The organism is Gimesia alba (assembly GCF_007744675.1).
Classification (GTDB): domain Bacteria; phylum Planctomycetota; class Planctomycetia; order Planctomycetales; family Planctomycetaceae; genus Gimesia; species Gimesia alba.
Map to the genome: position 1 here is coordinate 1,025,887 of NZ_CP036269.1, position 12,198 is coordinate 1,038,084.

The following is a 12,198-nucleotide window of genomic DNA, read 5'->3' on the forward strand; positions in this document are numbered from 1 at the left end:
CGTAGCCAGTGGTGAGTCAGGCTCGTTCAAACGGGAAGGCGATCACTTCTTGTAGTGTCTGTTTTCCCAGCGCCAGCATGACCAGCCGATCAATGCCCAGTGCCGTACCCGCGCAGGCGGGCAAGCCGGCATCCATGGCCTGCAGCAGGTAGCTCTCTGCAGGCAGGGCAGGGCGGTGTTCTTTTTGACGTAGTGCCGATTGCTGTGCGATGCGTCTGCGTAATTCAGCGGCATCCGTCAATTCGTGATAGCCGTTGCAGATTTCGATACCCTGCAGATATAGTTCGAATCGCTCGGCGACGCCCTCTGGCCCCGGCTGGTCCTCAAAGCGTATTTGCGCCAGCGCTGCTTGCTGGGGAGGAAAGTCATAGAGGAACACCGCACCCAATTGACGCAGCGCCGGTTCCACCAGTTCCACCAGCAGTAAATTCTGCCAGCTCAAACAATCAGTTGTATCAAAATCGGAGGGAATGGGAATCTGATGCCGCACCGCTGTCTGCTGAAACTGCTCTGCTGTTGACGTCAATGCAGACAGGCCGGCATAGTTCTGAAACGCTTCTTCATAGCTGAAACGTTGAAAGGGATCCCGGGGGAGTTCCGGTCGAGTACTCTGATCGGAAAGGGAACCGGCTGTCTCATACACCTGGCGTACAAGCACTTCGACAAACGTCATTTGATCGTGGTGCGTTTCGCCTCGTCGATACCATTCCAGCATGGTAAATTCGGGGTTGTGTCGTTCTCCCCGTTCAGCCTGTCGAAAGGCGTGCGTGATCTGATAGATCTGATCCGCGCCCGCCGTCAACAATCGCTTCATGGCAAACTCAGGTGAGGTTTGCAAATACCGTGTCTCCGGTTGTTTGTTCGCTGCAGAACTCCCGGCTCCTTCCTGCGAATGCCAGCCTGTGGTGAAGGGGTCAATATAAGCATCAACGACCGTGTCGCGGGACAGAATTGGCGTTTCCACTTCCCAGTAGCCTTGTGCTTCAAAAAATGCACGAATCGACTGCAGCAGACGACTGCGTTGCTTTAATGTTTCCATCGATGCGGTGGGAAGGTAGTTTGGGACTGGCTGATTCATGATCAGAAACGCTGTTTCAAAAAGAGAGAGCTGAAGTTCAGTCGTTGCTGTTGGCGAACATTTTACGAATGGCTTCGATTCGTTTACGGTTTGCTCCCAGGTCAGAATATCCTACACGAGAAGCAGATCGAACATGGATCACATTCTGACGGGAATCAACCAGGAACTCAACGTCATCGACGAATCGAAAACAGAGAGAACGGAATTCGGCCCGGAGATAATCTTCGTTCTGCACGACAATACGGCATCCACGTTGCCTGTTGAGAATTTCTGTTAGCTGCTGCACTGCTTCATTTTTAGGACCGGAATATTGCAAAGGCGCGATCTGATGAGCGGGAGACTGATCCTGCGAGCAGACACAATTGGGCGAGTCCGGGCAAGGGCTCAAGTGTTGATCGACGACTCCCAGATTCGCGGGGGGACTGCTCAACGTGTTCCACAGGACAATGCCGAGATACGCAGCTAATAAAAAAGAGACGCACCAGAAAAGAATCATTTTTCTAATACGCCTCCTGTTGGATGTTGATTGATGCGGAGAGATGATCAGTCTTCTTCCTCTTCAAAATCGGATAACCCGCGCAGGTGTTCTTCTTCGTCGGTCGAGCGGTCCTGGTTGCTCCTGGCACGGGCACTTTTTAACAACTGTTCTTCCAGTGATTGTAGCTCTTCCTCTTCAGCAGACAACTGTTGCAACTGCTCCTGGATGCCTTTGATACTATTTAAGGTGTCTAACGGAGGCTCCTCTGTCTGTTCTGCTATGATTTCCGATTCCACTGGCTCTTCCAGAGGCTCTGCTTCGATTTCATCGGCAGCCGCTGTTTCTGTTTGTTCTGACAATTTTGACAGCGGTTTCTTCTTTTCTGGGAATAAACGCTTAGCCTCTTGATAGCCTCTCTGGAATTGGGCAATCGCAGCAATACTGACCGCCAAAGCAGCCCATTTGAAAATTCCCAGGCTATTTGCGCCCCAGAACCATTCCGCGAAGATGATGATGGTGATTAAAACGCAAACTCCCATTAATACGCTCTTGAATATCAGGTCGGTTCGCTGATGTTTCAGGGAGTGCCGGGCAATCGCCATCCGGGCAGAATAGTTGGCAGCATCCCGAAAGGAATTCATGGCGTCGCGGACTGCGTCTTTGTCTTGTGAATGAGTAGGGGCTTTCTTCAGTGTTTCCAGTTTTTCTTCCATCGTCATGCTGGCTGTGGCCGGTTGAGTTTCCAGAAGGCTGCTGGTCTCCAGGGGGCAGCTCGCTCCTATTTCAAAGCCTGGTTCCGGGTTGGCTTTCACTGAACGCGATTCTGATGGAGCGCTTTCTCCTGATTTTCCTCCGCGGGAACGTTCCAGTAATTTTTCCATATAAGCGGCGATAGAATCTGAATCATCTGCATCTTCCAGTTCCAACGCCTCTTTCTGCTCAGTGGTTGCTTCCGTCTCAGAAATTTGCTTTGACTGGGCGGGATTCTGATCAGTCGCCTGTTCTGGTTCGGTTGTCTCGGGATCCGTTTTTTTTGTGAATAAATCCAGTAAGCTGCCCGACTTTTCAGCCGGTTCAGCGGGAGTTTCCGGTTCGTCTTTGGAAGAATTTTTCATAAACGACTGTAACAAAGAACCTGTGGCCTCTGGTATTTCTTCAATCGATTCTGCTGAAGTCTGTTCCTGGATGTCTGTCTCTGCAGCTGGGCTGGATGCCATCTCTTCTGGATTCAGTCCGACTTCGGCCATCAGACTCTCACGCTCGTCTAACTGTTGCTCACGAATCTGAATGATACGTTCACGATCCTGAAGTTCCCCCTGGTCTTTCTGAATCTGTAACCGCTGCGATTCCAGATTGTCTCTCTGGCGACCGATCTCTTCCCGATCAATCATCAGCTGATCATGGTCCAATGCCAGCTTCTCTTTTTCTGAGGCGATTTCATCGAGCGCTATTTGCTCATCCGGGCTGTTTTGTTCTTGCTCCGGTTCTTGCTGTTCCCGTGCATTCAGCTGTTCTTCCCGCGCCTGCAACGTTTCCTGTTGCTGTTCCAGTTCGGCACGAAGTTGCTCCAACTCTTCCCGTTGCTCTGCAAGACTATCCTGCTCGACAGAGTCGGTATTTTGATCGAGCGATGCGTCGGCTGTTTGATCATTCTTCAATTCCTGCTCGCGGGCTGCCAGTTGTTCCTCGCGTTCAACGAGTGACTGTTCCCGTTCCGCCAGTTCCTGTTTCTGCAGGTCCAGCTCAGACTGATACTGTTCGAGCCCCGTCTGCTGCTCGGTGAGCTGTTCGCGTTCGGCTTCCAGTTCGGCGAGTGCTTTCTCTGACTGCTCGCTCTCAGTGGCTTTGGAAGCTTGTTCTGTTTCGAGCGTGGATTTCTGCTCGTTGAGTTCCTCACGAAGCGTCTCAAGTTGCTCCGCCTGTTCGGCCAGAGACTGCTCTCGTTCTGCCAGTTCCTGTTTCTGCAGATCCAGCTCAGACTGATATTGTTCAAGTCCCGCCTGTTGTTCGGCGAGCTGTTCGCGTTCGGCTTCCAGTTCGGCGAGTGCTTTCTCCGACTGTTCGTTCTCAGTGGCTTTGGAAGCCTGTTCTGTTTCGAGCGTGGCTTTCTGCTCGTTGAGTTCCTCACGAAGCGTCTCAAGTTGCTCCGCCTGTTCGGCCAGAGACTGCTCTCGTTCTGCCAGTTCCTGTTTCTGCAGATCCAGCTCAGACTGATACTGTTCGAGTCCCGCCTGTTGCTCGGTGAGCTGTTCGCGTTCGGTTTCCAGTTCGGCGAGCGCTTTCTCCGACTGCTCGCTCTCAGTGGCTTTGGAAGCTTGTTCTGTTTCGAGCGTGGCTTTCTGCTCGTTGAGTTCCTCATGAAGCCTCTCAAGTTGCTCCGCCTGTTCGGCCAGAGACTGTTCCCGTTCCGTTAGCTCCTGTTTCTGCAGATCCAACTCAGACTGATATTGTTCGAGCCCCGTCTGCTGTTCGGTGAGTTGTTCCTGTTCCGCTTCCAGTTCTGTTTGTCGCTGTTGATGTTGTTGCTCTTGCGCTTCGATTGCATTGGCACGAGATTCTAACGCCGTCTGATCTTCTTCCAGGCTGGTTCGTGCGTTTTCCCACTCCAGTTTTTCTGTTTCAAAATGCGTGCGCTGTTCTTCCAGTTGGCTCATCTGAAGTGTATAGGCTTCACGCTCTGCTTCCAGTTCGGCTGATTTGGCATTCAGCTCCGACTGCAGCTGATCCAGCGTGGTCTGCTGTTCGTTCAGCGTGTCTTGCCGTGCTGCGATTTGTGATTCCAGTTCCTGCAATGTGGAATTCTTTTGTTCGAACTCCTCGCGGACTGCTTGCGCTTCCTGTTGCTGAAGATTTAACTCTTCAGTCTGACTTTGCAGTCGCGTCTGTTGTTCGGCCAGTTCATTGCGGGTCGCTTCCAGCTGTGCCAGTTCTTCCTGCAATTGTACTTTTTGTTGTTCCAGTTCCTGCTGTAAATCGGTCTGATTTGCAGTCGCCTGTTGTTGTGCTTCTAATGCCTGCTTTTGTTCAGACAGTGCGGCTGTCTGTTCCTGAAGTGATGCCTGTTGTGTTTCCAGGTCCTCCGCCCAGGACTCCAGCCGATTTCGTTCCTCGATCAGGTTCTGCTCGAAAGACTCGAACGATTGTTCCCATTCAGAAATCGCATTTTGTTGTTGCTGTTGTTCTGTTTTTGATGCTTCCAGAAAGGCCCGTTCGGTTTCCTGTTCTACTTGTGTGCTGGCCTGTTTTGCTTCCAGATCGAGCCAGGCATGGAACAGTTCTCGTTGCTGTTCTGTTAGCGCTGCCTGTTCTCCTTTTAGTGACTGCTCCAATTGCACAAGTTGCTGTCTCTGCGCATGCACCTGATTCTGCCGTGTCAGCAGTTGTGCCTGTTCCTGTGAAATTTCCTGCTTCAGAAGATCTAACTGTTGGAGTTTTTGATCCAACTCCAGAATGGACTCCTCAAAGGTTGGTTGTAAATGCTGAGCTGCTTGCATATGGGGCGGCTCATGGTCATCTACCTTGGGATCAATTAAAAAACGTTCATGCAACTGGTGCAGTTCTGTTTCCTGTTGCTCCATTTCCCGTTGCAGCGCGACTTGTTCTGATTCGATCTTTTGCAACAACACCTGACGTTCAGCCAGCATCTGTTGAACTTTGGCAACGGCTTGCAGTTCTTCCGGGATTTCAATTCCGGCTCTTGATGCAGGTCTGTTTTCGGAACTCTCTAGTTTTGGTTCCACTTCAGAGGTCACTTCGTTGATACTCTCGACCTGAAAGCCGACGGGGCCTGCAAAAAACTTCATGCCGGCGGTTAACGTGATCTGGCGGATCGGCCGATCGTTCACCCAGACGCGCGGATCGATAGCTTGCAGGGTCACTTCATCGGTTCCAACATGAATGCTGGCATGTTGTTCTGCGATGCCCGGAACTTCAATCCGGATCGGACATTCCGCCGAGGACCCGATCTGATAATCACCGCGCGTTAATTTCACGGTCGCCATTTTATGTGTCAAAGGCACCAGCGAAACCTGTAGCTCGCTTGATGTCTGTGTTGCCGGTGAATGTGGGGGTGATGTTGTTAACATCCTGTTTACTCCCAAAAAGCGCTTTTAACGAATTTGTTTACAGTGGAATCGCATCCCTGCCAACCACCGTGTATGCGATTTCAAGGTGGATGATTCTAAAAAGAAACATACTATTTCTACTGGCATATACCTTGGAAAACAGAGTCGGTCAAACTTTTGGGCTGGGTCAGGGGGAGGGATTTCTCTTAAAAAGAAAGTTTTGGTATCTGGGCGGGAACATAGCGATTGTAGTGATAAAACGTCCGCCATTTTTTCGCTGATTCTGGTGAAAAACAGACAAAATTGCTGATCAATGCCGTCTCTTTAGTAGAGTCCTATGACATCAGCAGCCGGGATGCCTATAATAGAAAAGATCTCTTTTGTTCAAAGATGCAGGTCCATTTACCTTCAACCTCAGGCTGACGACCCTCGAACACGGTACTGATTTTATGGCTGACTGGCTGAAAATTCCGTCGAAAAAAAAACGCCGTGAAGAGGATATTCCAGAGCCTTATGAAATCGTGTGTGTTTGCGGGGTGAGTCTCTCGGGCTATCGTCGCAAGACCCCCTATCGGCATGCGTGTCAGCAATGTGATGAGATTTATTTCATTCTTCCCCGCAATAGTTATCCTGCACCCAAAGCGCGCAAAAAGAAGAAGCAGGTTCCTACGCAGCAGCAGCTTGCCGAATTGATTTTGAATTCGCCTTTGATAGTGAAATTCCGGGAAAAGCGCAAGCAGAAACAAGCGGCGCGCCAGGCCGGTGAAGCTGCCGCTTCAGCGCCCGCAAAACCGAAGGTATCACCCTTTGAGCTACCACCACCGCGGACCAAGCTGATCACTCCCTTCAGAGGAATCCTGGTCGGCATCGTGCTGATTGTGGGCCTCACCGCTTACGGGATACTCCACAGTCGCAAATTGGAGCAGGCGTCGGAAACATTGAAAACCGCCACTGCAGCAGGCGAAGATCTGTTAAAGCAGGGAGACTTACCTGCCGCGAATACTGCCTATCTGGATGCGTTTCACGCGCTGAATGTGCTGGGACGGACTGATCAGAGGGCCAACGAGATTCGTCAGACTTCGCTCGAATTACAGGCAATCAATTCGCAAGCCGTCTCGCCACTGTTTGAAATCGCAGATGAGGCGGTAACCAAGATCAAACAAAGCGATGCAGAAAGCTGGGAATCGCTGTTCGATGTGCGGTATGCGGGAACCTGGATGATCTTTGAAGCAGCATTGATTCCGCTTGCTGAGGACCCGGAAACAGAGGCGCCCCGCTATCGTCTGAACTTTCCGGTGCTGCTGGATGAATATACCTTGCATCTGGAATTGACGTCGCCGACCTTTATTGAGTATCTCAAACAGCATCCCGGTCAGCCTCTGATCTTCGCCGCGCAGATGAAAGCTTTTCAACAGGGGGGCGACCAGAGTGATACGGGCATCATAGAACTCGATGGGAAGACCGCGTTTTTATGGTCGCATCTGGATCTGTATGAGCAACTGGGAATTCAGTTCGATGAGTTCCACAATCGCGATCAAATTGAGGGGATTCTCAATCAACAAACCCAATTCCTGGGGCTGTCAAAATGAATATTCAGAATCGAATCCGAGGTTGTTTCTGCTTGTTGCTGACTCTGGTCTTGTGTCAGGGGATGGCTGCCGCCGCGGATCGCAGTATCGAAAATTTCGTCAGCCAGCGCGAACAATGGAAGAAACTGCTGGGTGTCACGCAGACCTTAGAGGGCCGCATTTCGACATTCAGCTCCAAATCACTGCGATTTCGCAATTGTCCGATTCCCTTTTATTTTGCCGGTCCGATTCCGAAACTGGACTCGACTTTCAAAAATGTGGAAGTGACAGGTGAGTTAGCACGTGAAAACGCGCGGATTATCTTCCGAGTTCAGTCTTTGAAAAAAATGCCGACTGATATCGAATATTTTGTAACCGAAGAAACCAAAATTGACCGGAGCAAACCACGGGAATGGTATGCCCTGGCGGACTGGGCCAGAAAGCGGGCTGAATTCTATGATGATAAAGAGCTGGCTCAAAAAGCACTCACCGCCTATCAAAACGGAATTGATCTCGAGTACCGTCAACTGCTGGTCAAACAACCGAATTCGCTGTTGAAGCTGGCTGATCGTGCGCTAGAATTTCAACTCGATCCGCTGCTTGTGAATGCATTTAAGCATGAGGCTTTGATCCTCAAATGGCAGGAATTACAGAAACAGAAGAATCCGGATCAGGGACCTTTCATCACACAATTACTTCAGTTTTTTCCGACAGCCAAAACGCCACAAAAGCAGGATGTGCCTGCGGAACGCAAACAGTATCTGGAAAATCAGATCGAGGTATTTAACCAGGCAGACCAGAAGAAACGGGAGCGGCTGGTGCGCTGGTTCTATTCACAGATCCTGCTGGAAGGCATCTTAAAGAATCTGTCCGAAGGGGGCAGCAACGGTTTTGAAATTGCAGCACGGATTGAAAAGCAATTGCCGGAACGTACGGATCTGGTCAAACAGTATCAGACCATGCAACTGGATTTCGATTTCGATCGGGTGGGCGAGCTGGCCCGTCAATATGTCCTGGATCTTTCACAGGAATATCGGAAACGGGGCAATACGAAAAAAGCAAAACAAACATTGATTAACTGGCTGGAACAACGCCGCAAAAAACTGGACGCCGGTGATGCCGACGGCCGCGTGCGGCTGGCCCGCGATCTGATCGAACTGACCAGTGACAAGCCAGCGGCGACGAAACTGCTTTTAGAGGCTTGGAAATTGAATCCCAAGTCGTCTGAAACAGCGGCCTTGCTGGGACGACTCGGGTTTATGCTGCAGAAAGACAAATGGCTCAATCCAGAAGAAGTCAAAGAGTTTCGCGATGATCCGATTCGTAAGGCCATTCGCAACGGTACCGTCATCGCAGGCATGAACCGGAGTCAGGTCAAAAAAGCATTGGGGGCGCCCACGCAAATTGGCCGCAGTATTTCCGGCGGCGCGATCAATGAGTTATGGATTTACGGCGAAGCCAGTAATCAGAGCCTGGTCATTCAACTGGCCCGCAAGCAGCGAGACGATGAGCTCAAAGTCATCCGGATTAAAAATGCACAAAACGCTCCATCCCCGATCAAAGAAGGCACCCCTGACGCGTCAGTCGAATAAGGAGACCTGAACTGGTCAACCTTATATCTCTGCCCCGCGGATTTCTGTGTGAAATTCAGTTCATATCCAGGGGTTTGCCTCAATCAACATTGTCAGAAATCAGGTCAGTCACTATGGTTTAGCAGCCCGTGATTCCGCTGTATTGTTGGTGTGTGCTCTCCTGCTTGCCGGAGTCGTCTGATTCTGCAATGGGGTGCTTTTTCGGCGAGAATACCAGCTCGATGTCAGTGGTGAATTACGGCTCAATATTGCCCCTCAACAAGGACTGTATGCGGTGACGGAAATGGAATTGACGCCCAGTAAAGAGCTGCCCCCTCTGTATCATGACTCCTCCTTCTGGGGCATGACGGTCACCCAGTTCTGGGGCGCGTTCAATGATAATCTCTATAAGCAACTCGTCTTATTGTTCTGCGCACAACAGGCGTTACAGGCTCAAACCAGTGACCAGCAGGGAACCGCTCTGGCAGTCTTCGCACTGCCATTCGTCTTCTTTTCCGGTCTGGGAGGTTGGTACGCTGATCGCCATTCGAAACGCACGATTGTTATCGCCTGCAAAGTCGCAGAAATCGTGATTGCCCTGCTGGCGATGGCAGCGTTCTTTACCGGACATTTACTGCCGCTTTTGGTGGTTCTTGGCTTACTCAGTACGCAAAGCGCCATGTTCGGGCCGGCCAAATACGGGATTCTGCCGGAAATGCTCCGCGATGACGATTTACCGCAGGCCAACGGCGTCATTCAGATGACCACCTTCCTGGCGATTATTTTTGGAATGGCGTCTGCCGGTTTTGTGAAACAGGCTTTTCCGGACGCACTCTGGAAAACCAGCTATTTCTGTATCGCTATTGCGGTGATTGGTACGATCTCTTCGTTCTGGGTTCGCAGAACGCCGGTCGCACATCCCGGACTTCCATTTCGCTGGTCAACACTAGGAGTCAATGCGGAAACCCGCACCTTGTTAATGCAGGATCGCCGCCTGCTGTCGGTGCTTTTGATTTCGTCAGTTTTCTGGTTCGTGGGAGGCATCATTCAGCCTCTGGTCAATATTTTCGGCATCGGTCAACTGCACCTCAGCGTCAGCCGAACCAGTCTGATGGCCGCCTGCATGGGCGTGGGCATCTCACTGGGGTGTGTACTGGCGGGACGTGCTTCTCATAAACGGGTCAATTTTAAATTAGTCACTATTGGCGCCTGGGGTATCGTAGCTTGTCTGATTCTGATGTCGGGCATTGGCTGGTGGGGACCTGCTGACGGTGTAGAAACGCTCAAAGAAGCCGACACCTCGTTATGGAATTCCTTCATCCCCCAAAATGGGGCCGAATGGATGGCCCGCTCGGTACTCACGCTGCTTGGCTTCTTTGCCGGCCTGTTTGTCGTGCCGCTGCAGGTGGAACTTCAGACCCGGCCTCCCAAATCGCAAAAAGGCCGCATGATTGGCACCATGAATCTGATCAACTGGGTCGGCATTGTGCTCTCCGCCCTGTTTTTCGGGACCTTCACGACCGTTTGCAACGCACTGCATTGGCCGATGAGCCACGTATTTCTGTTTCTGGCTCTGGTGATGCTGCCGATCGCGGTCTTGTATCACCCCAAAGATGAAGTCCTGGCCCATAGTGCCCCTGAACTTTCAAACTAAGGCTTGACCAGCGTCCGAGATCGAGCAGAATGAAGAGAGAAGCGTTTCTTCCGTTGAATCCACAAGTCGAACAGGGCACCGATGACCAGACAATTTGAATTTAATCCCGCCAACGTCAACACAATCCTCGATGAGACCTGGCAGCACCTGACCTCAGCCGTTGAGACGGAAACCCATCCCTGGCGATTGGGAAATCTGGCGACAGTCGCCGCAGACAGGCCGCGCGTGCGGACTGTCGTGCTCAGGGACGTGCAGCGGGGAGAACGGGAACTCATCTGTTATACGGATCGACGGTCGGATAAGGTCGCCGAATTGCAAGAGTCCCCCTGGATCGAATGGGTAACCTACGATCCTGTCACACGAGTTCAGATTCGTCTGCGCGGCATCGCGACATTGCACATTGATGATGATCGAGCCGCACAACACTGGGGGAACAGCAGTCTCGAGCATCGTCGGAGCTATATCACGGTTTCCGCACCAGGCACCAAGGCGGAGAGCGCCGTCCCCAATCTGCCGGATTTCCTATTCGACCGTTTGCCTAACGATGAAGAAGCCCAGTTGGGTTTTGAAAACTTTGCGGTGATTGTCTGCCGCATCGATCATCTGGACTGGCTGCAGCTCCGCCGCAACGGTCATCTCGCGGCCCAGTTCCTCTGGACCGACAAGTGGGAAGGCCATTGGAAGTACGCGTGATTCAGAATTGAATGAGAGGATGATTGCCAATGCAACGCTGGGTCAGTGTCATTATCGTGCTGGGACTAATGCTGCTGCTGTTTGGCCTGCTGATGCCAAACGTTGAGCAGTCTCTACAGCAGGCGCGGAAGAGCTCTTCAAAATATAACCTGCAGCAGATCGGGTCAGCGATTCTCAATTATCATGAGACGCTCGGCAGTCTCCCCCCCGGCGGCATCATTCGCGACGATGAGACCGCGATGCAGGGCTGGCTGACGATGATTCTTCCTTATATGGACGGGAGCCCAGATTATAGCTGGCTCGACTTGAATGAATCCTGGCAGAGTCCCCGCAATGCATATGTGTTTGATCAATCGCGCCCCGTGTTCCTGATCCCGGGTGTGGAGCAACACTATACCACAGCAGGTTTTGGCTTGACCCATTATCTGGGGAATCCGAATCTGTTGTATCGCAACAGTAGTGTCACCTTTGGACAAATGGAAAACGGAACCGCACATACCTGGCTGGCGGGTGAAGTGACCGGTGATTTTCAGCCATGGGCCTATCCTTTTAACTGGCGACCGCTGGGAACGAAACTGTGTGACGGCGACGATGGCTATGGACGGCCTGAGTGGAAAGGGGGGCATCTGCTGTTCGCCGATGGCAGCGTTTCTTTCTTTTCTCAGGGAATCGATCCCGGAATCCTGGAACGCTTTGCCGCGGCGCCACCCGTCGCGACAGCGGAACAGATCGCCGCCCCGGATCGAGTCTTTCCACCAAGGGGAACCTCATGGGATCGCATCGAGTTGCAGTCAGATCCCCAGAGCCAGCGGAACTATTTTGCCTTCGCGCTGCAGGCAGAGAATGACATGTTGCTGGTCATTCAGGTATTTGCGGTTGAGAAAGAGCCCGACCCGCCACCAAAAAAAGGAGGTAGCCCTCCCCTGTTAATCCTCCGCGTTGAATCCGCGACAGACATCACCGCGGCATTAGAGGAAACCTCAATGGCCCAGGATACAACCCCCGCGCAGTTGGCAGCGAATGTGAAAACACTGCAAGCGCTGCAGAAACGGTTGGTGAAACAAGACTCCGCCCGATAAAAGTGTGGTTCAC

General features: G+C 51.8%; 8 protein-coding genes. 5 read left to right on the forward strand and 3 right to left on the reverse strand.

What is annotated here, in order from left to right:
* Positions 1–16 precede the first annotated feature (16 nt).
* From epmA to Pan241w_RS03955, 3 genes are read right to left on the reverse strand one after another with little or no spacing between them, the layout of a single operon-like run.
* Entirely contained in the window at positions 17–1,078 is a 1,062-nt protein-coding gene (epmA, locus tag Pan241w_RS03945; protein WP_145211266.1) for an EF-P lysine aminoacylase EpmA, read from the reverse strand.
* Positions 1,079–1,115: 37 nt separating this feature from the next.
* On the reverse strand, positions 1,116–1,574 hold the full coding sequence (locus Pan241w_RS03950; RefSeq protein WP_145211268.1) for a DUF1499 domain-containing protein: 459 nt from the start codon (positions 1,572–1,574) through the stop codon (positions 1,116–1,118).
* A gap of 47 nt (positions 1,575–1,621) precedes the next feature.
* Positions 1,622–5,641, reverse strand: a complete 4,020-nt coding sequence (locus tag Pan241w_RS03955; protein WP_145211271.1) for an FHA domain-containing protein — start codon at positions 5,639–5,641, stop codon at positions 1,622–1,624.
* Between the two features lie 428 nt (positions 5,642–6,069).
* Between Pan241w_RS03955 and Pan241w_RS03960 the strand changes: the two genes are divergently transcribed.
* The 5 genes from Pan241w_RS03960 to Pan241w_RS03980 all read left to right on the forward strand — a co-directional run bounded on the left by Pan241w_RS03960 (position 6,070) and on the right by Pan241w_RS03980 (position 12,185).
* Positions 6,070–7,209, forward strand: a complete 1,140-nt coding sequence (locus tag Pan241w_RS03960; RefSeq protein WP_145211274.1) for a hypothetical protein — start codon at positions 6,070–6,072, stop codon at positions 7,207–7,209.
* On the forward strand, positions 7,206–8,780 hold the full coding sequence (locus Pan241w_RS03965) for a tetratricopeptide repeat protein (protein WP_145211277.1): 1,575 nt from the start codon (positions 7,206–7,208) through the stop codon (positions 8,778–8,780). The genes Pan241w_RS03960 and Pan241w_RS03965 overlap by 4 nt, the downstream gene beginning before the upstream one ends.
* Positions 8,781–8,973: 193 nt before the next feature.
* Positions 8,974–10,413: an MFS transporter gene (locus tag Pan241w_RS03970; protein ID WP_145211280.1), complete on the forward strand. Its 1,440-nt coding sequence runs from the start codon at positions 8,974–8,976 to the stop codon at positions 10,411–10,413.
* Between the two features lie 81 nt (positions 10,414–10,494).
* Positions 10,495–11,106, forward strand: coding sequence for a pyridoxamine 5'-phosphate oxidase family protein (locus Pan241w_RS03975; protein ID WP_145211283.1), 612 nt, complete (start codon positions 10,495–10,497; stop codon positions 11,104–11,106).
* A gap of 29 nt (positions 11,107–11,135) precedes the next feature.
* Positions 11,136–12,185 carry a DUF1559 family PulG-like putative transporter gene (locus tag Pan241w_RS03980; protein ID WP_145211286.1) on the forward strand — a complete coding sequence of 350 codons (1,050 nt, stop codon included), beginning with the start codon at positions 11,136–11,138 and terminating at the stop codon, positions 12,183–12,185.
* Positions 12,186–12,198 lie beyond the last annotated feature (13 nt).